This window comes from Corynebacterium sp. MSK044 (assembly GCF_030232825.1).
GTDB lineage: Bacteria > Actinomycetota > Actinomycetes > Mycobacteriales > Mycobacteriaceae > Corynebacterium.
The window spans coordinates 48,649-72,822 of sequence record NZ_JASPJJ010000001.1 but is presented as its reverse complement, the minus strand read 5'-3'; the positions used below and the strand labels follow the sequence as shown (position 1 = coordinate 72,822).

Below are 24,174 nucleotides of genomic sequence, written 5' to 3'. Positions count from 1 at the left end.
CTAAGATATGGGTCTATGACTTTCGCACCCGTCCACGCAGCCGATATCCAAGCAGCACAGGCGGATATTTCCCGCATTATTGCCCCGACTCCGCTGCAGTACTGCCCGCGGCTGTCCCAGCAGTATGGCGTGGAGGTGTACCTGAAGCGAGAGGACCTCCAGGACGTGCGGTCGTACAAGATCCGTGGTGCGTACTACAACATCTCCAAGCTTTCCGACGATGAGAAGGCCGCCGGCGTCGTTGCCGCATCAGCCGGGAACCATGCTCAGGGCGTGGCCTACGCATGCCGGTCGATGGGCATTGACGGCAAGATCTTCGTGCCTAAGCGCACTCCGAAGCAGAAGCGAGACCGGATCTTGGTGCACGGTGGGGATTCCGTTGAGCTCGTATTGACAGGCAACAACTTCGATGAAGCAGCTGAAGCCGCACATGAGGATGCACTCGCGCGCGGTGCAACCATGGTGGAACCATTTAACGCCCGTAATACCGTGATCGGCCAAGGCACTGTGGCAGCGGAAGTTGTGTCACAGCTGTCGGCGCTGGGTAAATCCCTGGATAACATTTTGGTGCCGGTCGGTGGCGGCGGGCTGATCGCTGGTATCGCCTCGTACCTGGCTGATATGTCGCCACGTACTGCCATCGTGGGGCTGGAACCAGCAGGAGCGGCGTCGATGGCAGCGGCGATGAAGGCGGGGGAGCCGGTCACGTTGAAGGACGTGGATCCTTTCGTTGATGGTGCTGCTGTGAAGCGTGTCGGTGACATCAACTACGAGATTGTGGAGCAAAACCAGGGCCGGATTCATCTCACCGATGTGGATGAAGGTGCGGTGTGCACGAACATGCTGGACCTGTACCAGAACGAAGGCATCATCGCGGAGCCCGCTGGCGCATTGTCGGTGGCGGGGTTGGCTGAGGTGAACCTCGCGCCGGGTAGCACCGTGGTGTGCGTGATCTCCGGTGGCAATAACGACGTGCTGCGGTATGCCGAGATCATGGAGCGTTCCCTTGTCCACCGCGGTCTGAAGCACTACTTCCTGGTCAACTTCGCGCAGGAACCGGGCCAGCTGCGCCGTTTCCTCAACGACGTGTTGGGCCCGGACGATGATATTGCGCTCTTCGAATATCTGAAGAAGAACAACCGTGAAACGGGTGCTGCTCTGGTTGGCTTGGAGCTGGCACGGGCAACGGACCTAGAGCCACTGTTGCAACGCATGGAAGACGCATCCTTCGACTGTGAGCGTCTCATGCCGGGTACACCGGAGTATGACTACATCGTCATCGGCTAATCACCGCGAAACCCCACGGATCTAGAACGGTTGACGTTTCCGTAACTGTGGGCTGCGTGAAGGAGTAGACCAGTTCGCCGCCAACGGGCACGGTGACGGGTTCACTGGAGAAGTTTGCGGCGAGCACGACATCGTCGTACCCCATGGTGAGCCATTCTTCACCGCGCTCAACCTGCAGTTCCCGGAGATCATCACGCGCGAGGTTGAAGTCTTTGCGGAGTGACAACAGCTTCTTGTAGGCAGAGAGCATCTGTGCAGAATCGTCCCCGAAATCCCAGTTGAGCTTCGCGGAATCGAATGTGGCGGGATCGGCTGGCTCGGGCACGGCGTCTAAGTCCCAGCCGTAGCGGGCGAATTCGTGGGCGCGGCCCTCATTGGTCAGGCGCAGCAGACGTTCATCGGTGTGAGACACGAAGAAAGGGAATGGGGTCTGTGCGTAGGTCTCTTCCCCCATGAAAATCATGGGGGTGAAAGGGGAGAAGAAGATCACCGCTGCTTTGAGAGCATGCTGCGCGGGCGTCAGATTCTGCGAAGGGCGATCACCTTGTGCGCGGTTGCCCACCTGGTCGTGCGTGGTGGTGTAGGTGATCAGTTTCCACGGGGGGATGCGGGTGAGGTCTAATTCTTTCCCATGGGTTCGTTCACGGAAAGACGAGTAGGTGCGGCGGAAGCGATAGCCGTTGCGCAGGGTGTCAGCCAAGATGTCCAGGCTGCCGAAATCTTCGTAGTAGGCGTTGTTCTCACCGGTGATGAGGGTGTGGAGGGCATGGTGGACGTCGTCAAGCCACTGCGCGTCAAGGCCGTATCCACCGTGCTCATAGGCACTGATGATGCGCGGATCATTCAGGTCAGACTCAGCGATGATGATGGCGTTCGTCTCATCCGCGATCCGGTTGATGTCTTCCATGATGGAAAACGCAGCGCGGTCATCATAAGAATGCACCGCATCAAGGCGCAGACCATCCACGTGGAATTCTTCGAACCACTGGCGTACAGCATCGAGGACGTAGGCGCGAACCTCATCCGAATTCGCCCCGGAAAGATTCACCACATCGCCCCAACCAGTCGAGCCCATGGTCGTGTACGGGCCGAAAAGACCGTTGTAGTTACCGTCGGGGCCAAAGTGGTTGTACACCACGTCGAGATAGACGGCGATGTTGTGGGCATGCGCGGCGTCGATAAGCTTCTTCAGCTCGTACGGCCCACCGTAACCCTCGTGGACAGCGAACCAGTCCACGCCGTCATAGCCCCAGTTTCGCTCTCCGCCGAAAGGTTGCACGGGCATGAGCTCGATGGCGGTCACGCCAAGATCAGTGAGGTAAGGAAGCTTTTCGACGACCCCCGCAAACGTCCCCTCCGGCGTAAAAGTACCCACGTGGAGCTCATAGATCACCTGGCCTTGGAGTTTCTTGGGGGACCAGGCCTGATCAGTCCACGGGAAATCTGTGTCGAAGACTTCCGATAACCCATGAACACCATCCGGCTGGCGGCGCGTCCGTGGATCGGGGAAGGGGCCTGTCCACTCCTGCCCGTTGTGAAGGAGGTAGCCGTAGCGCTGGCCGGGTTGCTTGGTGGTGTTGGAGACCCACCAACCCCTTTTCTCGGCTCGCTGCATCGGATAGTGCGCACCGTCTAGGACGAGCTGGACGTCATGCGCATGCGGTGCCCATACTTCAAAGCGTTCGGTGGAACTCATGGACTCCACACTAAGTAAAATGCGGGCACGATGTTTGTTTCTTTTGAGTTGCCCGCACGTGACCTGATCACGCACGAGATCACCATCAAACGCTCGCGCTTCATCACATGGATCACCCGCGCGGAATCTGAAGAGGAAGCGCGGGAGGTCATTGCGGAAGCAAAAGCCACCTACCCGGATGCGAGGCACCACTGTTCCGCATTCATCCTCCACGGGCAGAACCCCATTGAGCGCTCCAGCGATGACGGTGAACCATCCGGCACCGCGGGCAAACCCATGCTGGATGTGCTGCGCGGCTCCGGAATGCGGGACATCGTGGCAGTGGTGATCCGCTACTTCGGTGGTATCAAACTCGGGGCTGGCGGGCTCGTTCATGCTTATTCCGGGGCAGTATCAGAAACACTTGAACAGGTCACTCGAGTACAGAAGCGTTTGAGGCAACTCGTATCAGTCGACCTGCCGCATGCGGAGGCCGGCCGGATTGAAGCAGATCTGCGGACCAATGGCATCGATGTCGTGGATGTTCAGTATGGTGCAATGGCCACGTACACGCTTGGTATTGAACCGGGAGGATTAGATCCCCTCAACGAATTACTGGCAGCACTGACCCAAGGCACGGCCGAAGCGTCAGAGACCGGAGAGACATGGGTGGAACGCTAAACTAAACGACATGACTTTGCAGCCACGCCCACACAATCCAATTGAAGCGCGCAAGCAAGCCGTGCGAAAGTACTCACGCAATGGCGTGATCAGTGTTGGTGGAGGTGTCGTCGGCGGTGTCGCACTTGGACTGATCTTCTCCTCATTCTGGTTCTGGTTCAGCCTTGGTCTCGTCGTTGCAGTTGTCGGTGGCGTGTACAACTACGTCAAGGTCCAGCAGATTATTAACCACCGGGACGTGTACTAAGTGGAACCTGTCCGGATCGATGTGTGGATCTGGGCTGTACACATGTACAAAACCCGGTCTGATGCCGCCAACGCGGTCCGCGCCGGGCATGTGAAACTCAACGGTAATGCGGTGAAACCGTCAGCCAAGGTGGTGCCAGGAGACCGCGTCAAAGCATGGAAGGACTACCGCGACCTTGAGTACGAAGTGGTAGAAACCGTGCGCAAGCGCGTCGGTGCTCCTGTTGCGAGGACCTGCTACGTGGACCATTCACCGCCCCCACCGCCGAAGGAATACTTCTACTCCATGCCCAAGCGTGATCGCGGTGCAGGCCGGCCCACGAAGAAAGAGCGGCGTGAGATTGACCGGCTGCTGGGCAGGGACCGCTAGGGTTCAACCACCAAAAGCGCTGTGGGGAAGGTCCCCAGCAGGTCACTGACTTGAACGGTGCCTGTAAAGCTTGTTTTCGTCATCCGGTTGGTCCAAGTTCCTGCTGGCAGGGTGATCGTCGTTTCGCCCCAACCGCCACGGTCTTCCAGCCCGAGCGGAGAACGGGTAGCTAGGGCAATAACACCTTCGTCGCGCGCGAGGCCCACCAGGTGGTGGGAGGTTTTACCTTCAGCAAAGACCGCGCGATAGTTGTTACCACTGAATACTTCTGGTCGTTCACGGCGGAGGCGCAGACCTTCGTACACCACCGCCTGCTTCATACGGTCAGCAGAATCAGCGATGCCTTCCTCCAGATACTGGTTGAGTGTTTGCGCACGGTGAACATAATCAACAAACCGGCGATTATCTGGATCAACGAGTGAGAAGTCAATGAACTCTTGGCCCTGGTATGTATCCGGAATGCCGGGGCCAATGAGCTGCAGCAGTTTCCTGCCCAGCGAAATCTGTACGGCGCCACGGTGGATCTCGTCGACGAATTCCTGGATCATGCTTGCAGCCGGGCCGTCCACCACGGCGTCGACCCAGTTAGAGATGGCGGTTTCAAACGCTGGGTCATTGTCGAACCAGGTGGTGTGAACACCAGCTTCACGCACCGCTTTTTGTGCGTACGCATGCAGGCGCTGTCGGACATCGTCGGTCATGCCATCGGCGGGCCACACACCAAGAATGTTCTGCATGAGGAAATGCGCGGTCGCCTGGTCCGGGGCGGGTACGAGCGCGCTGACGTGGTGGACCAGCTCGGCAAAGGCCTTCGGGCGTTCCGTGATCTCAATGATGCGTGCGCGAGTATCCTCGCTGCGTTTTGTGTCATGGGTAGTCAGCGTGGTCATCGCTCGTGGCCAAAGCATTGCCCTTTCTTGCTGCAGCAGGTGGAATTCCGCAGCGGAGACCCCAAAGCGGCCCGGTGCCCCACCGACTTCCTGCAAAGCGATGAGCCGGCATGCCCGGTAGAACAACGTATCTTCCACACCTTTAGCCATAACAGCGCCACACACTTGGGCGAAGCGGGTCTTGGCCTCATCGTTGGCAATGAGGGCAGCGGAGATGAGGTTGAGTGCATCACAGCGGGAGGGGAAGCGGCGAGCCATATCAGCGATGATCGTGGAAGTCGTCCGGGACAGGGAGATGTAGTCGGCGCGGTACACCGGCATCGCGGCGATGAGGTCAATGAGGGTGGCTTCTAGTTCCTCCGTCCCATCTGTGGAGATAGCGCGAGTGAGGCGACGGATTTCTGCGGCGAGTTCTGACTGTGCAACTTCGCGCTTCAACTGGTGCTCGGCGGCTTCAATGGCTGCTTCATCCCATGTAGAGCCGGACTGCTCGAGGGAAAGCATGCTCAGAGAATCCTCGGCTTCACGAGCAATGAAGACACCATCGAGTTCACGCAGCGCGTCATAGCCAGTGGTGCCGTCGACAGCGAGGCGGGGATCCAATGGCTCGGTCACGCCGAGGATCTTTTCCGCAATGAGGTAGCGGTCCGGCCCGATGAGTGTGCGGAGTTGGTTCAGGTAGGCAAAAGGATCAGCGAGGCCGTCTGGGTGATCGACGCGGACGCCGTCGATCACATCATCGCGGATAAGCTGGCGCAGCACTTTGTGGGTGTGCTCAAACACCACGGGGTTTTCTTGGCGGATGCCGGCGAGCCCGTTGACAGAGAAGAAACGACGGTAGGAGATGACGCCGTCACGCCAGTAATGAAGGCGATAGTGCTGCTTCTCGTACACCTCCCGCGGATCATCCTCCAAGCTGGTGAAAGAGCCGGGGGTGAGAGGAAAATGATGGTCGTAATAGGCGAGAACCGGTTCATCCTCCAACATGGTGAGGGTGAGTTTGTCCTCATCGCCGGGGTTGCCCAGAATGGGTAAGCCAAGTTTGCCACCGGCGCCATTATCCTCGTGCCAGTCAATGTCAAAGTAGGGCTCAAACTGCGAGGACTTTCCGTTTTTAAGAACGTCCCACCACCAGGCATTGAGCTCCGGGGTTTCCACGCCCACATGGTTCGGGACGATATCCACGATGAGCCCCAACCCAGCGGCATGTGCGGTGGCGGCCAATTCTTTGAGGCCGCTCATCCCCCCGAGCTCCTCATTGATCGTCGTTGGATCTGTCACATCGTAGTTGTGGTTCGAATCCCGATACGAGGTGAAGATCGGGGAGAGGTACAGGTGAGATACTCCCAGATCAGCCAGGTAGGGGACGACAGCGGCAGCGTCGGTAAAACCGAATCCGCGCCCTGCTGGATCAGCGTGGGGTCCACGGAGTTGAAGGCGGTAGGTGGAAGTGATGGGCCGGTCCATGCCTTCACACGATAGTGCGTTTTATTGGGAAGCCGAGGGAGTACGTGAGCACCGTGGCGTACGGGAAGGTCGTTGTCGCATGTTCCGCGGTGCAGTCCAGAACGAAAAGTTCACAGTGGTCGCGGGTGAGATACGTGATCGAGTGTGCCGGTTCGAGCACCTTTAAAAAGTGGCGGTGCAGCATCTGAAAAGTTTTTGGGTGAGCCAACCAGGATGTGGCAGGGGCACCCTTCACCTCAAGGCCACGGGGCGATTTGGGGCCAAGGCTGAAACTAGAATTACGTACATCAAAATGCACCGTGTACGGATCCCGTTGCGTGGCCAATAACCTCAGCGCCGCTGAATCCCACGCCTGACGCATGGTCAGCCCACGGTGGCCAAGCCTCATGTGGTCTAAAGCGTTGCCGGAGGAATCTAAGAGCACCGCAGCGTGGTCGCGGGAGAGGTTAATGGTCACCGGCCCATCCCACTCATTGCTGATCACAGTGGGAGTGCGGGCGATGAGACGTACGGAGAGATCCGTCGCGGGGCTCAGAAGAGTGCGAGAGCGCTCAACGGTCTCAATGTCGTAAGAATCAGAAGCAGAAGCAGGAACAGCAGTAGAAGTTGTCATACTTCCTTAGACTGCTGCTAACCCCTATTCGGTTCCCTGACTTTCCAAATCAAGTACAGAAAAGAGCTTTTCCGCAGGCCAGATCTCAATATCCTGGCCTTTCTCCATGAGTTCGCGAGCGCGTTTCTCCTTGGATGTCATGGTTGCCCACGCGCCAGCGACCAAAATGGTGGTCTTCTTGGTCACGTTCTTGCCCACCTGGCCACCTTGGGCAGCAATGCCATTCCACAGTTCACCCTTGTCGTAGGGCTCAAACTCACCAGTGAGTGTGACGTTTTGGCCATACAGCGGTGCGTTCGGGTCAGCGTTTGTTGCTGGCTCCGGGATGGTGTCTGGGGTAGCCACGGCCTGCCACGGAGCTGGTTTTCGCTTCTTTTGTTGACCACGGAATTCCTTCAACACTGGAGTCACGTGGTCAGCACCGATGGACCCAAGATGGAACCCAGACTCAGTGACGTAATCATTGACCGGGCCTGAGTACTTCGCGCGACGCGCAAGCCCAACCATAATCCCTGCACATGCAGCTGCGTCCGCCACCGCATCATGGTGTTTATCCAGGGCAACACCAAAGAATTCAGCAAGTGTGGGCAGGCGATGGTTAGGCACATCAAGCTCAACAGCACGCGCATGCGCCAGAGAGCAGGCGAAGTTGAGAGGGGGGATTTCAACACCGGATGCGAGCGCCGCATAGCGCAAGGCAGAAGCATCAAAATAAGCGTTGTGTGCAACGACGGTGTGATCGCCGATGTACTCAAAAACAAGAGGGAGGATTTCGCTTATCGACGGCTCATCTGCCACATCCTCCGCCGTGATGCCGTGGCAGGCGACATTGGCTTCGTCGAAAAGCGCAAGCTGCTCCGGCGGGCGGCACAGCCAGCCTTGTTGGTCGGTGATGATTCCGTCGGTGACGGTGACAACGCCGATCTGACAGACCGAACCCCAGTTTTGGTTTGCGGTTTCTACGTCGAGTGCGACGAAGCTGAAGCCAGCGATCGCGTCGAGATTGATCGTTTCACCACGCTGTGCAGCATCGATGACAGCGCGTAGCTGTTCGGGGCCTTCCGTATCGCCGGGCGCGAAGCGGATGGACGTGGTGCCGATGGTGACAATGGATTCATCCCACTGGTCCCCCACATGAACGTCCACTCCTTCGATGTCGGCTAGCGGAATGATGGTCGGTTCAGAGGAACCAAGCAGGGCTGCTTCAAGCGGTGCAGGATGAATTTCTAGCGCGGTACCTGTTACCGCAAGGCTTGCGCCGTGCGCAGTAATCATGATGCGTCCTCCTCGAACAACGGTGGCTCAATTTGACGCAGAACAATCGTGGAACGCGCGGGAACATTCTTCGTTCCCAACGCCTCAATCTCCTCTGTTTCCGCCGGATAACCCAATGGTTCAGTGGTGTCAATGAGTACTTCCCACTTGGCGCCGAGATTCTTCGGCGGCAACGTGAACTCAATGTCCTCGTGGAAGGCGTTGAACATGAGCAAGAACGAATCATCAGTGACACGCTGGCCACGCTGATCGGGCTCGACGATCTGGTTACCGTTGAGGTACACCTGCAGGGCCTTGCCAAAAGCGAAGTCCCAATCCCCCTGCGTCATCAACTTGCCTGTAGGCACGAGCCATGCGATGTCGCGGTCCTGCACGTCGGTGCCCAGCGGGCCACCGGCAAGGAAACGACGGCGGCGGAAAACCGGGTGGTTCTTCCGAATCGTGATGAGACGACGGGTGAAGTCATGCAGATTCTCCGCCGCATCAAGGTGCTCCCAATTCATCCAGGCAATTTCATTGTCCTGACAGTAGACGTTGTTGTTTCCACCCTGAGTACGTGCCAACTCATCACCGTGGGAGATCATCGGAGTGCCCTGAGAAAGCAGCAGGGTGGTGAGGAAGTTGCGGCGCTGACGGGCACGCAAAGCCAAGACCTCCGGGTCATCCGTGGGGCCTTCCACGCCACAGTTCCATGAACGGTTGTGGTTTTCCCCGTCCCGGCTGTCCTCATGGTTTTCCTCGTTGTGCTTCTGGTTGTAACTCACCAGGTCATTGAGGGTGAAACCATCATGGGCGGTGATGAAGTTAATGGATGCGGTGGGGCGACGACCATTGTGGTTGTACAGGTCTGAAGAACCCGTCAGGCGTGAAGCAAACTCGCCCAGCGTTGACGGCTCACCACGCCAAAAATCACGCACGGTGTCACGGTACTTTCCGTTCCATTCGCTCCACAGCGGCGGGAAGTTACCCACCTGGTATCCGCCTTCACCCACATCCCAAGGCTCAGCAATGAGCTTGACCTGGGAGACAACGGGATCCTGCTGGACCAGGTCAAAGAACGTGGCCAACCGGTCCACATCCGAGAACTCGCGAGCCAGGGTGGACGCGAGGTCGAAGCGGAAACCGTCGACGCGCATCTCTGTGACCCAGTAGCGCAGGGAATCCATGATGAGCTGCAGGGAGTGCGGGTCGCGGACATTCAGGGAGTTACCGGTTCCGGTGTAGTCCATGTAGTGGAGCTTGTTGTCGTCTACCAGCCGGTAGTACGCCTCATTATCAATGCCGCGGAAGGCAATGGTGGGGCCCAAGTGGTTGCCTTCAGCAGTGTGGTTGTACACCACATCAAGAATGACCTCCATTCCCGCCTCGTGGTAGGCGCGCACCATGCCCTTGAATTCTGCTACCGCGTCACCAGGGTTTTTGCCCGCCGCATAGTCCTGGTGTGGGGCAAAGAAACCGAAGGTGTTGTATCCCCAGTAATTACGCAGGCCCAGATCGCGCAAGCGGTCATCCTGGAGGAACTGATGCACTGGCATAAGTTCAACGGATGTGATGCCCAGATCCTTCAAGTAGGCAATGACGCTCGGGTGCGCCAAACCGGCATAGGTGCCACGCAGATTCTCCGGCACATCCGGGTGAAGCTGTGTCATGCCCTTCACATGCGTCTCATAAATGACCATGTCATTGTCAGGGATGCGTGGCGCACGGTCATCTCCCCAATCAAAGAACGGGTTGACCACGACGGACAGCATGGTGTGGCCGAGCGAGTCCTCCTCATTCCGGCCGGACCCTGGTGGCTCCGCGGAAATGTCGTAAGAGAACAGGGATGAGTGCCCATCGAACTCACCATCAAAGGCGCGGGCGTACGGGTCAACCAACAACTTGGATGGGTCACACCGTTTGCCATTGTGCGGATCCCACGGGCCGTGGACACGGTAACCATAGCGTTGACCTGGCAAAACACCAGGCAAATAGGCATGCCAGACGTGATTGTCCACCTCCTCGAGGGCAATCCTTTCCTCGTTTCCGTCCGGATCAATCAGGCAGAGCTCGACCTTGTCCGCCACGTTGGAAAAGATGGCAAAGTTGGTGCCCGCACCGTCATAGGTGGATCCCAGGGGATAGGCCGATCCAGGCCATACCTGGCTGTGCTCAGGAGGGGTGGTCATGAGAGTCGATGTTAACCGAATCTGTTTCGTGCTTAAGACCCAGGAGGAGGAGATCCACCGCAGTGTCCACCGACCCACCGCGTGGCGTGCCCGGACTGTGGGTGGCATCCTGCAGCTGAGCGCCTGACTGATAAATATTGGCTGCCCCCAAAGTGAGGAAGAGGAGAGCCTCGGCCGCCGCATCCGCGCGCGGATCAGAGTGGGGGAGAGTATCCTGCAGATCACTGACCAACGAAGCGAAAAGTGGGGAATGTGGTTGAGAGACTGCGGCGGTAACAACGTCCGCGCCATCCCGGTGGGCGAGAAGAGCAGCACGGATCTGCGCGCACATTTCCCGCGGGTCAGAGTTCTTCTGCACTGGGGCGAGAATCAGTTCCGCCATCGCGCTGACCAGGGCTTGTTTGTTCTCTACGTGCCAGTACAGCGCTCCAGGTGCCACTCCCAGTTGCCCGGCGACGCGCCGCATAGACACGTCGGCGAGGCCATATTCATCCAGGATCCCCACCGCCGCTTCGGCTATGAGATCCCGCGACAGTTGCATACCAGCTGACCATACACGCACTTGGTGGTCAGGTTTTCACAGCTTTCTCACGGCAAGTTCATCGGAGATGTATTGATTTACCTGTTGAAAGGGTTGCTAAGATCTGCTGTGCACTGAAAGCTACACAAAGCAACAATCTCGCGCTTCCGCTAGCGAGTTGTGAGGAGAAACTTTTCATGACGATGACCATCACCCCGAAGAAGACCGTCGCAGCTGCCTGCCTCGTTGCCCCGTTGGCATTGACCGCTTGCGGCTCTGGGGATGAAGCTTCGAACGTTGTATCTGAGGTGGCCACCGTGACCAACATTGTCACCGCTGAGCCGGAAGCCGGGGAAGAGAAGACGGAAGAAGAGAAGAAGCCGGAGGAAGAGGAAAACCCGGAGGCGACTGGTGTGACCAATCCCTTCGAAAACGGCACGCTTCCGACCGCTGAGGTCCAGCCGGTGGATGGTGGTCAGCCGGCTAGCCAGGAGGACATCAACGCGATGACGGAGACCATGAACCGGATCTACAACCCGTCGGACATCGTCTCTTGGTCCCGCGTGATCATGAATAATTCCTGCCAGGCTGTGGTGGATCAGACCAACCAGCAGCTTGCTGCTAAAGGCACCAGCTTGGAGCAGACTGAGAATGAGATGCGTCAGGCTGTCGATGCGGCACGTCTGGCTGGCCAGCCGGTCCCGCCGGTGCCAACCACGAATGCTTCTCTGACGGATGTGCGCGTCAACGGCAACACCGCTTCCGCCATGGTGACGGTGACCACGAACGGCCAGACTGAATCTGGTGTTCAGCGTTTCGCACGTGAAAACGGCCAGTGGAAGGTGTGCAACTAGGACGTTGGGCCGCCGGCGCCATCTTCATTTCGGGTGCGCTCGGGGCAGTAGCAGGCGCAGTGTGGGGGATATTGCGTCCCTCTTATGTGCTCGTTGATGAAGGTGGGCATCCGGCGGTCGACGTTGTGGCAAGCCCTGACAATGTGGAGTTCGCTTCCTTTGCAGGGTTTGTTGTTCTGACCGGCATGCTAGGCATCATCATTGGTGCGTTGCCGGGAGCGAAAACCGTATGGCGGCTGCTCCTCGCCACTGTGGTGAGCCTGTTTGGTGCTTGGGCTTTTCTTGTCGTCGGAACAGTGACGGCAGCAGACGGAGTGCCACTTTTGCAACCGGGTGTTGGCTGGTGTGTTGCGCCGTTGTGCGCGGCGTTGAGCTATTGGATAGGCATGGTCGCCAGTATGGAGCGAAACCCGATCTAATAGGATGGTTGGCATGCTCAAAGTGACCGACCTCAGGGGCCAAACACCAACCACATCCGCGTTGCGGCGAGTATTGCCACGTGGTGGCATGGATGTCGCATCTGTTATTCATATCGTGTCGCCGATTATTGATGCGGTGAAGGAATCAGGAGGTAGCGCTGCCCTTGATTACGGGGAGAAGTTCGACGGGGTGCGTCCGGACGCCGTGCGCGTTCCATCGGATGTGATCGAGGCATCTGTAGACCAGCTTGATCCGAAGGTGAAAGCTGGCCTAGAGGAGGCAATCCGTCGGATCCGTGCTGTGCACGCGGACCAGAAGCCAACGGGCCAGACCACGCAATTGGCGCCAGGAGCTTCGGTCACGGAAGTCTTTTTGCCGATCTCTCGCGTTGGCCTGTATGTGCCGGGTGGCAAGGCGGTGTACCCGTCTTCCGTGTTGATGAATGCGATTCCGGCGCAGGAAGCTGGTGTTGATTCGCTCGTGGTGTGCTCGCCCCCACAAGCAGAGCATGGCGGGTGGCCTCACCCTTCGATTTTGGCGGCGTGCGCGATGCTCGGTGTGGATGAGGTGTGGGCTGTTGGTGGTGCACAAGCAGTTGCGCTGATGGCCTACGGCGATGATGAGGTGAAGCTGGAACCAGTGGACAAGATCACCGGTCCTGGCAACATCTTCGTCGCGGCCGCAAAGCGTGTGGTGAATGGCGTTGTGGGCATTGATGCAGAAGCCGGCCCCTCAGAAATCGCGGTGCTCGCCGATGATTCTGCAGATCCAGAGTTTGTGGCGCTTGACCTGATTTCCCAGGCGGAGCACGATGAGAACGCGGCTTCAGTGCTGATCACGGATTCGGAAGAATTCGCCCGTGCTGTGGATGCGGAAATTGAGCGGCGTGCAGCGGAGACGTTGAACGCGGAGCGTGCGGGGACGGCACTTGGTGGCGCCCAATCCGGCATTGTCCTGGTGGATGATCTGGAGGCTGGTATTGCTGTTGCGGATGCGTATGCCGCGGAGCACCTAGAGATCCACACGCGCAATGCGGCTGAGGTCGCGCGCCGGATCACGCATGCGGGCGCGATCTTTGTTGGCCCGTATTCGCCAGTGCCGTTGGGTGACTACATCGCAGGATCGAATCACGTGCTGCCCACATCGGGGACGGCACGGTTTAATCCGGGTCTGACCACGCACACCTTCCTGCGCCCGGTGAACTTGATTGAGTATGACGAGGCGGCGTTGAAGGATGTGGGCCAGCACATCATTGCCTTGTCAGAAGATGAGCAGTTGCCGGCCCACGGTGAGGCGATCAAGGCACGGACGGAGGAGAAGTAATGGCTGAGTTGTCTTATCTGCCACTGCGCGAAGAGCTGCGTGGAAAGTCGGCGTATGGTGCGCCTCAGCTTCAGGTGCCGTACGCGCTGAACACGAATGAGAACCCGTATCCGCCATCGCAGAAGCTTATCGACGATTTGGTGGCCGAAGTCGCCCGCGTCGCGGGTAGCCTGAACCGCTACCCGGAACGTGATTCGGTGGAGCTGCGTGAGGATCTGGCGGCTTATGTGAGCCGCCAGACCGGTGTTCAGGTGACAGCGGATAATCTCTGGGCCGCGAATGGCTCCAACGAGGTGTTGCAGCAGTTGCTGCAGGCTTTCGGTGGGCCGGGACGGTCCGCGATGGGTTTTGTACCGTCCTATTCCATGCACCCGATTTTGAGCGCGGGTACGCAGACTGAGTTCATCGGTGTGGAACGCGGTGCAGATTTCCGTATCGATATTGATCGCGCCTTGGAAGCCATCAATGAGAAGAAGCCGGATGTCGTGTTTGTGACAACCCCGAATAATCCGACGGGTGATGTCACCTCGCTGGAAGACATTGAGCGCATCATTGAAGTCGCACCGGGCATTGTCATCGTGGATGAGGCCTACGCAGAATTTTCGCCGAGCCCGTCAGCAGTGACGTTGCTGGAGAAGTACCCAACCAAGCTGGTTGTGTCGCGCACGATGTCCAAGGCTTTTGATTTCGCCGGTGGGCGGCTTGGGTACTTCGTGGCCGATCCGGCGTTCATTGAGGCAGTGATGTTGGTGCGGTTGCCGTACCACCTCTCGGTGATTTCGCAGGCAGCAGCGCGCGTGGCATTGAGGCATGCGGAGGAGACGCTGAGATACGTCGATAAGCTTGCGTGTGAACGCGAACGAGTCCAAGCAGCCCTGATTGAGTACGGCTATGAGGTTGTGCCGAGTGAGTCGAACTTCCTCTTCTTTGGGCACTTTGATGATGCGGCAGCCGCGTGGCAAAAGTTCCTTGATCGTGGGGTGCTTATCCGCGATGTGGGCGTGCCGGGCTATCTACGTGTGACAATTGGGTTGGATGAAGAAAACGACGCCTTCTTGGCGGCGGCGAAGGAGATTAAGAACAATGGCTGAGCGGATTGGTAAAGCGCAGCGCACGACGAGCGAATCTGATATTTCCGTAGAGATCAACCTCGACGGCACCGGCAAAGTGGATGTGGATACAGGCCTGCCATTCTTTGACCACATGCTCACCGCATTTGGTACGCACGGCAGCTTTGACCTCACCGTGAAGGCAAAGGGCGATATCGAGCTCGATGCTCACCACACAGTCGAGGACACGGCGATCACGTTGGGCTGGGCGCTTATCGACGCGGTGGGGGATAAGAAGGGCATCCGCCGCTTCGGTTCCATGGCACTGCCGATGGATGAGACCTTGGTCAACGCCATCGTGGATATTTCGAACCGCCCGTACTTTGTCATGAATGGCGAGCCACAAAACATGGAATGGCAGATCATCGGTGGCCACTACGCCACGGTGATCAACCGCCACTTCTTTGAAACCTTGGCGTACAACGCGCGCATTACTCTCCACATCAACGTCGAGTATGGCCGCGACCCGCACCACATCACTGAGGCCGAATACAAGTCTGTGGCGCGTGCGCTGCGTGCTGCGTATGAAATGGATCCGCGCGTCACCGGGGTGCCATCCACGAAGGGCGCGCTCTAATGGGTGTTGCTGGCAGCATCTCCGTGTGGATGCTGTTCATCGCTGCGGGTTTGCTCGCGGGCGGAACCTGGTCCTTTTACCAGCAGGGCATGAAGGGGCCCTCGATTGTCATGGGCATTCTTGCGGCTCTCGCCTTAGCTGGTGCATTGATTGTGCTCTTTGGGGCGATGCCGTAGATGACTGATGCGAATGTGAAATCAGTGTGGTCAGCGCCGGGATATATTCCGGCGCTTATCGCTGTCGCCGCTGCCTTTGGCTCATGGGCCATGCTGCTGCCGGTCATTCCGGTGGCTGTACTGGATTCTTCTGGATCTCCTGCGTTAGCTGGCGGTTCCACCGGTGTGTTCATGGTTGCCACTGTGATCACGCAGTTGTTCATGCCGCGGGTTCTGCGTCGCTTCACGTACCGTTCCGTGATCGTGGTGTCGGCAGTGTTGCTGGGTGTACCAGCGATCCTATTGTCCGTATCCATGTCACCGGTGATGGTCTTTGCTGTCTCCATCATCCGTGGCATGGGTTTCGGTGCGATGACGGTGTCTGAGGCAGCCATCATCCCGGAGCTTGTCCCACGAAAGCTGCTGGGCAAAGCCACCGGTATCTTCGGCGCATCAGGTGGACTGGCGCAGATGCTCACACTGCCCGTGGGCCTGGCAGTTGCGGAACGCTTTGGATACCTCCAAGTGTGGATTCTGGCCCTGCTGGTTGCAGCGTTGGGAGCGGCTGCCTGTTTCAGGATTCCGGCGCTCAAGGGTGCACCAGCTGAGCCCAAGATACGTGGTGCGGCGCCGGGATGGATCGTCCTGGTGCTACCCGCGTTGGCCCTAGTGCTTATGTCGGGCGCGTACAGCTTGATCTCTAACTTCCTGCCCGCTGCAATCCGTGAATCTGGGGTTGCGGAGACCGCTGCTCTGGGTGGCATCGTGCTGGCAGTGGTCAACCTCGCAGTGATGTTTGCGCGTCTTGCTTCTGGCGCGATCGCAGACCGGCGTGGAGCGCCCGGTGCGCTGATGATCCCCGCGCACCTGTTCGGTGCGGCCGGTATGGCTGGTTTTGCGTGGTGCCTGTATGCCGATAGTGCACCCACATGGATCGTGGCAGCTGCGTTTGTGTACGGCATTGGTTTCGGCCTGGTGCAAAACGAGTCCTTGCTCTCCCTGTACTACCGTTGCCCGCCATCGCAGATGAGCCTGGCATCCACGGTGTGGAATATCTCCTTCGACGGCGGGCAAGCAGCCGGCTCCTTTCTCTTCGGCTTCCTCATCGTGGGTATTGGCGCGCCCTGGTCCTTTGCGGTCGGGGCGGTGATCTTGCTGCTCGGCTTGATTGGGGCAGTGACGGACTACGCGCGCAGCCCCAACTAACATCACCTACATGAGTTCAGTCGTGGCGCTGCTCGATTACGGCGCAGGTAACCTCCGTTCCGCTCAACGTGCGTTGGAGCATGTCGGTGGTGATGTTGTTGTCACCCGTGACCCGATGGTGGCAGTGGAGGCCGACGGTTTAGTCGTCCCTGGTGTGGGCGCTTTTGATGCCTGTATGTGCGGTTTGCGTGAGGTAGCTGGCCCCCGCATTATCGGCCAACGTTTGGCTGGTGACCGCGCGGTGTTAGGTATCTGCGTGGGGCTGCAAGTCATGTTCGACCGTGGCGTGGAGCATGGCATTGATACGGAGGGGTGCGGGCAGTGGCCCGGGGTTGTGGAAAAGCTTGATGCCCCTGTCCTCCCACACATGGGCTGGAACACGGTAGACATCGCGCCTGAATCGCAGATGTTCGCAGGCCTCGATGAGGACACACGCTTCTACTTCGTCCACTCTTACGGCGTGCAGAACTGGGAGATGGAAGAAGACGAGTTCATCGCAGCGCCGAAGGTGTCCTGGGCACAACACGGCAATTCTCGCTTCGTTGCTGCCGTGGAGAATGGACCATTGTGGGCAACGCAGTTCCACCCCGAAAAATCGGGTGACGCGGGCCTGCAGCTGCTGAAGAACTGGGTCGATTCACTGAGGTAACACGCACACCATAGAATGCGGATATGGAAAACTCTGGTTTGTTCACTGTGCTTCCCGCTGTCGATGTCGTAGATGGCAAGGCTGTGCGCCTCGACCAAGGTGAAGCAGGCACTGAGAAGACCTACGGTGAGCCACTTGAAGCAGCGCTGAAGTGGCAGGCTGACGGTGCGGAGTGGTTGCACTTCGTCGATCTTGATGCGGCGTTTGGGCGTGGATCGAACCATGAGCTCATGGCGGAGATCACCCGTGAGCTGAGCATTAACGTTGAGCTGACCGGCGGTATTCGGGATGCCGAGAGCTTGGAGCGAGCGCTCAACACGGGCGCAAAGCGCGTCAACATTGGTACTGCTGCGCTGGAAAACCCGGAGTGGGCCAAGGATGTCATTTCCCGCCATGGTGACGCGATCGCGATTGATATTGCTGTGCGGGAGGAAAACGGCCAGTGGCGTACGAAGGGCCGCGGCTGGACTTCCGATGGCGGTGATTTATGGGAGGTGCTGGAGTTCTTCGACGAAGCCGGTTGCACCCGCTTCGTGGTCACGGATGTGAGCAAGGACGGCACGTTGGCTGGGCCGAACGTGGAATTGCTGCGGGAGGTCTCCGCAGCCACGGATGCCTTTGTCACCGCATCGGGTGGTGTGTCCACCCTGGACGACATCGCTGAGATTGCCCGCTATGCGGATGAAGGTATTGACAGCGTCATCGTGGGCAAAGCGTTGTATGAAAACCGGTTCACCCTGCCTGAGGCTCTCCGGGTCGCAGGGGGTAAGTAGGGCACCGATGGCCATGGACGAAATGCGCGAGTACCTGCGCATCGCCGAAGAAGCCGCTGACGAAGCGCGCAGGATGTTCGTCGACGGCTTAGGTAGCGTGCCTGCTTTGTATAAAGACAGCGGCGATTTTGCCACGGAGATGGACCTGCGCATTGAGGAGATGCTGCGTGACCAGTTGACTCCGGCCACGGGTATTCCTGTCCTGGGGGAGGAAGAAGGCGGGGTTCTGCGCAATGATGCGAGTTGGGTGGTGGATCCGATCGATGGCACTGCGAACTACGCTTCGGGCAACCCAAGCTGTGCGGTGCTCATCTCCCTCGTGGTGGATAAGCAGCCAGTGGTGGCTGTCACCGATATTCCTTTGTTGAACATGCGATTGACTGCACGTCAGGGTTCTGGTGTGCACCTTAACGGCGAGCTCTTGCCCCCTGTGAACATGGCGGCGCACGTGTCCAACCAAGTGGGTGTTGGTGCAGTGGGCTCCGATGAAGGAAGCAGGATCCCACCAGATAGTCGCTTGCGGTTGATCAAGGCGTTGGAGTACGCGAACATGCGCCCACGCATTAGTGGTTCTGTGGGTATTGACCTCGCATTTGTTGCCCAAGGCGTGTACGAAGCGGCGGTGAGTTTCTCCCCGCACCCATGGGATAATGCCGCGGGTGTGTTGCTTGCTCGCAGTGCGGGCGCTGTGGTCACGGACATTGAGGGCAATGAGTGGGAGCTCGGTTCCTTAGGCGTCATTGCCGGGTCCCCGGATGTTCATGAAGCCGTGCTGCGTACGATTAAAAGCGTTGCTTGACCACGAATAGGAGGCCCCATGACCGTAGCCACACGAGTCATCCCATGTTTGGACGTAGACAACGGCCGAGTGGTCAAGGGAGTGAATTTTGAAAATCTGCGCGATGCAGGTGACCCAGTGGAGCTAGCCAAACTCTACGGCGAGCAAGGGGCAGATGAGCTGACCTTCTTGGATGTCAGTGCTTCCAAGGAAGGGCGTGGCACCATGCTCGACGTAGTGCGCCGTACTGCTGAGCAAGTGTTCATTCCTTTGACCGTTGGTGGTGGCGTGCGTAGCGCGGATGATGTGCGCGAACTGTTGCGTGCCGGTGCTGACAAGGTGTCTGTGAACACTGCCGCTATTGCATGCCCGGAGCTCCTTTCTGAGCTCTCCCGTGAATTCGGTGCCCAGTGCATTGTGTTGTCCGTGGATGCGCGTCGCGCCGGGGAGGGGTTTGAGGTGACTACTCATGGTGGCACCCGTTCGGCGGGTATTGATGCGATTGAGTGGGCCAAGACCGGTGAGAAACTCGGTGTTGGGGAGATCCTGCTCAACTCCATGGATGGTGATGGCACGAAGGCTGGCTTTGACATCGAGCTGCTCGAGCGCGTGCGCGAAGCGGTGTCCATCCCCATCATCGCCTCCGGTGGCGCTGGTAAGGCTGAGCACTTCCCGCCAGCTGTGGCAGCAGGTGCAGATGCTGTGTTGGCCGCATCCATTTTCCACTTTGGTGAGGTAAGTATCGCTGAAGTCAAGCAGAGCCTGGCTGATGCTGGGTATGAGGTGCGCCTGTGACACCTGAAGAAGCAGTCCTGGACCCCCAGGTGAAAGACCGAGTTCGCTTTAATGATGCGGGTTTGGTTCCCGCGATCGTCCAGGCGGATTCTGGGGAAGTTCTCATGATGGCGTGGATGGATGAACACGCTCTTGCCTACACCTTGGCCACACGCCAGGGCACGTACTATTCGCGTTCTCGCGCTGAGTACTGGATCAAAGGATTAACCAGTGGCAACGTGCAAGAAGTGCTCGAAGTCAAGCTTGATTGTGATGGGGATACCGTGCTGATGGTGGTCCGCCAAACTGGCGGTGCATGCCACACGGGTGACCGTACGTGTTTCGATGCTGATGTGCTGTTGGAGCAGTGATGAACAAAATTGGCGCTTTGTTGATGGGGGTCGGCGCACTTGTGCTGTGGCTTGCCTCTCGCATGACGTGGCTGACGGCTGATTATGCCGATGACCGTACGGGGGATGGTTCTGCACCGATCAACGGTGCGGAATGGTCCACTGAAGTCACTGCCGTTGTGCTGGTGTTGCTCGCCGCAACGATCGCAGGTCTAGCGCTGCGGCGTTGGGGCCGGCGCATCGTGGGCGCAGTGGGCGCAGTCGCGGCAGCTGCCGTGACAGCTGCACCGCTGAGCTTGCTGCTGGGCACACCGGCCCCGGAGCGTGTATCTGCTCTGTTGCTGTATGACGTCGAAGACAATGACACCGCTATCACTTCCTGGGCTGATATCACCGCGGTGAACACCGCTGTGGTGCCACCACTGCTCGCTGTGATGGGGGCACTCATTGCCGTTGCGGGTGGTGTGCTGTTGGCCTTACGTCCGGGGCAGGATGCGGCTACGGTGAGCAAATACGAGAAGTCCTCCCAGCGTAAAGAGAAGATCGAGCAGGACCTCGAAGCAGAACCCCAATCAGGGCGTGTTTTGTGGGATGCCATCGATGCGGATATTGATCCCACGGAAGACCACCGCTACACCTGATTTCATTCTCACCACCACGAACAGATACTCTCTGAAGATATGACCGCGGTGCAGGGCAATCAACAGGTTGTCATACCGGCGAGCGAAAATCCCGTCGTCGCCGGTGTTCTCGCGGACGTTGCCGCCCGTGAGGCGGTCATTCCTTTTCAGGAGATCAAAGCTCGCTCGCGCAGTTTGTCCGATAACCGCGATGCACTCGCCGCCTTACTCGGGCCTGGCTGTGGCGTGATCGTAGAAATTAAACGCACATCCCCGGTGTTTGGTCCCACCCACGTGACGCACACAGCGCAGTCCGTGGGTGAACTCGCCGCTAAGATTGAAGCTGGGGGAGCCGCACTCATCGCTTGCCAGACAGAGCGCTTGCGTTTCGACGGCTCCTTGCAAGACATGCAGGAAGCCCGCCGGGCAACGAGTTTGCCGATGGTGTGCCGTGATGTCATTGTTGACCCTTATCAGATCCACGAAGCCCGCTGCTTTGGCGCCGATATGGTGCCACTGCAAGTCGGGCTTTTAGAACAAGCGCGGCTGGAAAGTCTGTTGGACCGCGTTGAATCACTGGGCATGGTGGGTATGGCTGAGGTGCGAACCCCAGAGGAAGCTGACCGTGCGCTCGCGGCGGGGGCAACAGTGATCGGTGTGAACTCGTGGACCTTTGATACGAATGAGGTTAACCGTCAGGCCTTCAGCGAGATCGAGCCAGGTCTGCCCGAAAGCGTGGTGCGCATCAGCCTGGGTGGTGTGCGTAACGCACGCGACCTCATGGCAGCTGCTTCAACAGGGGCTGACGCAGTCATTGCCGGCGAGGCAGTGATGAATAGTGATGACGTTGCAGCCGCAACCCGCAAACTTGTGGCCGCTGGCCAGCATCCGGCCTGCCCTTCGCGCCGCGGAAGCTAGCGTGGCACACTATTGGGCGTGACTACGCAGATCCTTGCCAACATTCCCTCGCCTCCACAGGGCGTCTGGTACTTAGGTCCGGTGCCTATTCGCGCGTATGCGCTGTGCATCATCACTGGCATCATCGTGGCCATGGCGTTGACAGTGCGCCGCTACAAGGCACGCGGCGGCAATCCGGACACCGTGTGGGACGCTGCGATCGTGGCTATCCCTGCCGGGATCATCGGTGGCCGTGCTTATCACGTGATCACGGACTATGACAGCTACTTCGGGCCCGGCAAGGACTGGAAGCAGATTTTCAACTTCTCCGCCGGTGGCCTGGGCATCATGGGTGCGGTGACGCTGGGCACGTTGGCAGTGTGGGCCTTGTTCAAGTACAAGAAGGTGTCTTTACTGCCATTCGCCGATGCTGTGGCCCCAGGCATCATCTTGGCGCAAGCCATTGGGCGTTTGGGGAACTACTTCAACCAAGAACTCTATGGGCGTCCCACCGACGTGCCGTGGGCGTTGGACATTTACTACCGCGTAGACGAGTCCGGTGCTTTTGCGCCACTGACTGGTAGGTCAACGGGGGAAGTCATTGCGAGTGTGCATCCCACGTTCCTCTACGAGATGATCTGGAACCTGTCCGTCTTCTTCTTCCTCATTTGGGCCGAGAAGAAGTTCCGTCTGGGCAATGGCCGCGTTTTTGTGCTCTACATCGCGTCTTACGCCTTGGGGCGTATCTTCATGGAATTCATGCGCGATGATGCCGCGAACCTCATCTTTGGGCTGCGCGTCAATATGGTCGTCTCAACCGTCCTCTTCATCGTGGCCACAATCGTTTTCATATGGATGAAGTCGAAGCAGAACACTTCGGAGGAAGAAGACAAAGAAGTGGACAAAGAAGTGACTGAAGTCAGCGGTGGTGCGGAGGTTAAATCCGACGTTGAGAAGCCTAAAATGCCATAGAGCGAAACCCGTTTAGTTTCGGTAGCGTAGGCGAGGTATCAGATCCCTCGCGCAGATAAGAAGAAGTGGATGACAGTGGACAGACGCACCAAGATTGTTTGTACTCTCGGCCCAGCTGTAGCCAGCAAAGAGGCAATCCTTGGCCTTGTGCGTGACGGCATGGACGTCGCCCGCCTGAACTTTTCCCATGGTGACTACCCAGACCACGAACAGAACTACAAGTGGGTGCGCGAAGCCACCGATGAAACTGGTAAAGCGGTAGGTATTCTCGCTGACCTTCAGGGCCCCAAGATCCGTCTTGGTCGCTTCGAGGGCGATGGGAAGACGTACTGGGAGACCGGTGAAGAAGTGCGCATCACCGTCGACGATGTTGTGGGCACCCATGACCGGGTATCCACCACGTACAAGCAGCTTGCGGAAGATGCACAGGCGGGCGACCGCCTGCTGGTGGATGACGGCAAGGTGGCTCTCGTGTGCACCGCCGTTGAGGGTAACGATGTTGTGTGCAAGGTCGTCGAGGGTGGCCCCGTATCCAATAACAAGGGCGTTTCCCTGCCGGGCATGAACATTTCTGTCCCGGCTTTGTCCGAAAAAGACAAGGCGGATCTGCGCTTCGCGCTGAAGTTGGGCGTGGATTTCATCGCACTATCTTTCGTGCGCTCGCCGTCTGATGTGGACTTGGTCCACGAGATTATGGATGACGTGGGCCGTCGCGTGCCCGTTATTGCGAAGCTGGAGAAGCCGGAAGCTGTTGACGCGCTTGAGTCGATCATCCTGGCTTTCGACGCAGTGATGGTAGCCCGCGGTGACCTGGGCGTGGAGATCGCGCTGGAGCAGGTGCCGCTGGTGCAAAAGCGTGTCATTCAGATTGCGCGTGAGAACGCGAAGCCGGTGATCGTGGCAACACAGATGCTCGATTCCATGATTGAGAATTCGCGCCCAACGCGTGCGGAAGCCTCTGACGTGGCCAATGCTGTGCTGGACGGTACGGACGCAGTGATGCTTTCTGGTGAGACGTCTATTGGTGTGGATCCGCGGAACGTGGTGCAAACCATGGACCGCATCGTGCGCGCGGCTGAGTCCATGGGCAATGTCCCACCGCTCAACCACATTCCGCGCACGAAGCGTGGCGTGATTTCTTACTCCGCTCGCGATATAGCAGAGCGCCTGAATTCTCGTGCACTGGTCGCCTTTACCAACTCAGGTGAAACAGCACGACGTCTGGCGCGTTTGCGCTCCCACTTGCCACTGCTGGTGTTCACACCCCGCCAAGAAGTGCGCTCTCAGCTGGCACTGACGTGGGGTGCGGAAACCTTCTTGTGCAAGAAGGACGATGACACGGATGAAATGATGGCAGTGGTGGATCAGTCGCTGCTAGCCATTGAGAAGTACAAGGAAGGCGACACTATGGTCATCGTGGCTGGCACCCCGCCGGGTGTTGCTGGCACGACGAACATGATTCACGTGCACCAGTTGGGCGAGGATACCCGCCATCCGAAGAAGCTCTAAGAAGCCCTTGGGATCT

General features: G+C 58.3%; 26 protein-coding genes. 20 read left to right on the top strand and 6 right to left on the bottom strand.

The features are described 5' to 3' along the window. The first annotated feature begins 15 nt into the window (after positions 1 to 15). Positions 16 to 1,287, top strand: a complete 1,272-nt coding sequence (ilvA, locus tag QP994_RS00350; RefSeq protein WP_284854553.1) for a threonine ammonia-lyase IlvA — start codon at positions 16 to 18, stop codon at positions 1,285 to 1,287. Here ilvA and treZ read toward each other — a convergent pair. After that, complete coding sequence (gene treZ / locus QP994_RS00345; RefSeq protein ID WP_284864969.1) at positions 1,277 to 2,983, bottom strand: malto-oligosyltrehalose trehalohydrolase; 1,707 nt, start codon at positions 2,981 to 2,983, stop codon at positions 1,277 to 1,279. The two genes, ilvA and treZ, sit on opposite strands and share 11 nt — an antisense overlap. Positions 2,984 to 3,013: 30 nt before the next feature. Here treZ and QP994_RS00340 point away from each other — a divergent pair, with 30 nt between their 5' ends. Genes QP994_RS00340 through QP994_RS00330 form a run of 3 tightly spaced genes read left to right on the top strand, consistent with a single transcriptional unit; the run spans position 3,014 to position 4,259 of the window. After that, positions 3,014 to 3,643, top strand: coding sequence for a YigZ family protein (locus QP994_RS00340; RefSeq protein WP_284864968.1), 630 nt, complete (start codon positions 3,014 to 3,016; stop codon positions 3,641 to 3,643). 10 nt (positions 3,644 to 3,653) lie between these two features. Continuing rightward, positions 3,654 to 3,890: a hypothetical protein gene (locus QP994_RS00335; RefSeq protein WP_284864967.1), complete on the top strand. Its 237-nt coding sequence runs from the start codon at positions 3,654 to 3,656 to the stop codon at positions 3,888 to 3,890. Next, entirely contained in the window at positions 3,891 to 4,259 is a 369-nt protein-coding gene (locus tag QP994_RS00330) for an RNA-binding S4 domain-containing protein (protein ID WP_284864966.1), read from the top strand. On the opposite strand, the gene treY is transcribed toward QP994_RS00330, so the two are convergent. The 5 genes from treY to QP994_RS00305 are packed head-to-tail and all read right to left on the bottom strand — an operon-like array spanning position 4,256 to position 11,213. Then, entirely contained in the window at positions 4,256 to 6,616 is a 2,361-nt protein-coding gene (treY, locus tag QP994_RS00325; protein WP_284864965.1) for a malto-oligosyltrehalose synthase, read from the bottom strand. The genes QP994_RS00330 and treY overlap by 4 nt on opposite strands. 4 nt (positions 6,617 to 6,620) lie before the next feature. After that, positions 6,621 to 7,229, bottom strand: coding sequence for a hypothetical protein (locus tag QP994_RS00320; RefSeq protein ID WP_284864964.1), 609 nt, complete (start codon positions 7,227 to 7,229; stop codon positions 6,621 to 6,623). A 24-nt stretch (positions 7,230 to 7,253) separates the two neighbouring features. Next, on the bottom strand, positions 7,254 to 8,504 hold the full coding sequence (locus tag QP994_RS00315; RefSeq protein WP_284864963.1) for an exonuclease domain-containing protein: 1,251 nt from the start codon (positions 8,502 to 8,504) through the stop codon (positions 7,254 to 7,256). Then, positions 8,501 to 10,672, bottom strand: a complete 2,172-nt coding sequence (glgX, locus tag QP994_RS00310) for a glycogen debranching protein GlgX (protein ID WP_284854568.1) — start codon at positions 10,670 to 10,672, stop codon at positions 8,501 to 8,503. Before glgX ends, QP994_RS00315 begins: the two co-directional genes overlap by 4 nt. Continuing rightward, the gene (locus QP994_RS00305) at positions 10,656 to 11,213 is read right to left on the bottom strand and encodes a TetR family transcriptional regulator (protein WP_284864962.1); all 558 of its coding nucleotides are present in this window, start codon (positions 11,211 to 11,213) and stop codon (positions 10,656 to 10,658) included. Before QP994_RS00305 ends, glgX begins: the two co-directional genes overlap by 17 nt. A 176-nt stretch (positions 11,214 to 11,389) precedes the next feature. Between QP994_RS00305 and QP994_RS00300 the strand changes: the two genes are divergently transcribed. From QP994_RS00300 to pyk, 16 genes are all read left to right on the top strand, one after another. Then, positions 11,390 to 12,046, top strand: a complete 657-nt coding sequence (locus QP994_RS00300; RefSeq protein ID WP_284864961.1) for a hypothetical protein — start codon at positions 11,390 to 11,392, stop codon at positions 12,044 to 12,046. 86 nt (positions 12,047 to 12,132) lie between these two features. Then, positions 12,133 to 12,465, top strand: a complete 333-nt coding sequence (locus QP994_RS00295; protein WP_284864960.1) for a hypothetical protein — start codon at positions 12,133 to 12,135, stop codon at positions 12,463 to 12,465. Positions 12,466 to 12,478: 13 nt separating this feature from the next. Further along, positions 12,479 to 13,789: a histidinol dehydrogenase gene (gene hisD / locus QP994_RS00290; RefSeq protein WP_284864959.1), complete on the top strand. Its 1,311-nt coding sequence runs from the start codon at positions 12,479 to 12,481 to the stop codon at positions 13,787 to 13,789. Next, positions 13,789 to 14,880 carry a histidinol-phosphate transaminase gene (locus tag QP994_RS00285; RefSeq protein WP_284864958.1) on the top strand — a complete coding sequence of 364 codons (1,092 nt, stop codon included), beginning with the start codon at positions 13,789 to 13,791 and terminating at the stop codon, positions 14,878 to 14,880. The genes hisD and QP994_RS00285 overlap by 1 nt, the downstream gene beginning before the upstream one ends. Next, positions 14,873 to 15,475, top strand: coding sequence for an imidazoleglycerol-phosphate dehydratase HisB (gene hisB / locus QP994_RS00280; RefSeq protein ID WP_284864957.1), 603 nt, complete (start codon positions 14,873 to 14,875; stop codon positions 15,473 to 15,475). Before QP994_RS00285 ends, hisB begins: the two co-directional genes overlap by 8 nt. After that, positions 15,475 to 15,651, top strand: a complete 177-nt coding sequence (locus QP994_RS00275) for a CG2302 family histidine operon protein (protein ID WP_284854579.1) — start codon at positions 15,475 to 15,477, stop codon at positions 15,649 to 15,651. Before hisB ends, QP994_RS00275 begins: the two co-directional genes overlap by 1 nt. Then, on the top strand, positions 15,652 to 16,836 hold the full coding sequence (locus QP994_RS00270) for an MFS transporter (protein WP_284864956.1): 1,185 nt from the start codon (positions 15,652 to 15,654) through the stop codon (positions 16,834 to 16,836). A 10-nt stretch (positions 16,837 to 16,846) separates the two neighbouring features. Next, positions 16,847 to 17,485: an imidazole glycerol phosphate synthase subunit HisH gene (hisH, locus tag QP994_RS00265; protein ID WP_284864955.1), complete on the top strand. Its 639-nt coding sequence runs from the start codon at positions 16,847 to 16,849 to the stop codon at positions 17,483 to 17,485. A 23-nt stretch (positions 17,486 to 17,508) separates the two neighbouring features. Then, positions 17,509 to 18,258: a bifunctional 1-(5-phosphoribosyl)-5-((5-phosphoribosylamino)methylideneamino)imidazole-4-carboxamide isomerase/phosphoribosylanthranilate isomerase PriA gene (gene priA, locus QP994_RS00260; protein ID WP_284864954.1), complete on the top strand. Its 750-nt coding sequence runs from the start codon at positions 17,509 to 17,511 to the stop codon at positions 18,256 to 18,258. 13 nt (positions 18,259 to 18,271) lie between these two features. Beyond that, a complete protein-coding gene (locus QP994_RS00255) occupies positions 18,272 to 19,057 on the top strand; it encodes an inositol monophosphatase family protein (protein ID WP_284865117.1) in 786 nt (261 codons plus the stop codon). Between the two features lie 18 nt (positions 19,058 to 19,075). After that, positions 19,076 to 19,831 carry an imidazole glycerol phosphate synthase subunit HisF gene (hisF, locus tag QP994_RS00250; RefSeq protein ID WP_284864953.1) on the top strand — a complete coding sequence of 252 codons (756 nt, stop codon included), beginning with the start codon at positions 19,076 to 19,078 and terminating at the stop codon, positions 19,829 to 19,831. After that, positions 19,828 to 20,181 (top strand): phosphoribosyl-AMP cyclohydrolase, encoded by a 354-nt coding sequence (hisI, locus tag QP994_RS00245; protein ID WP_284854590.1) that lies wholly within the window; start codon positions 19,828 to 19,830, stop codon positions 20,179 to 20,181. The genes hisF and hisI overlap by 4 nt, the downstream gene beginning before the upstream one ends. Beyond that, a complete protein-coding gene (locus QP994_RS00240; RefSeq protein WP_284854592.1) occupies positions 20,181 to 20,801 on the top strand; it encodes a TIGR02234 family membrane protein in 621 nt (206 codons plus the stop codon). Before hisI ends, QP994_RS00240 begins: the two co-directional genes overlap by 1 nt. Before the next feature lie 39 nt (positions 20,802 to 20,840). Beyond that, complete coding sequence (locus QP994_RS00235) at positions 20,841 to 21,698, top strand: indole-3-glycerol phosphate synthase TrpC (protein ID WP_284864952.1); 858 nt, start codon at positions 20,841 to 20,843, stop codon at positions 21,696 to 21,698. A gap of 18 nt (positions 21,699 to 21,716) precedes the next feature. Continuing rightward, positions 21,717 to 22,649 (top strand): prolipoprotein diacylglyceryl transferase, encoded by a 933-nt coding sequence (gene lgt / locus QP994_RS00230; protein WP_284854595.1) that lies wholly within the window; start codon positions 21,717 to 21,719, stop codon positions 22,647 to 22,649. A gap of 69 nt (positions 22,650 to 22,718) precedes the next feature. Next, positions 22,719 to 24,158 (top strand): pyruvate kinase, encoded by a 1,440-nt coding sequence (gene pyk, locus QP994_RS00225; RefSeq protein WP_284864951.1) that lies wholly within the window; start codon positions 22,719 to 22,721, stop codon positions 24,156 to 24,158. Positions 24,159 to 24,174: the final 16 nt, after the last annotated feature.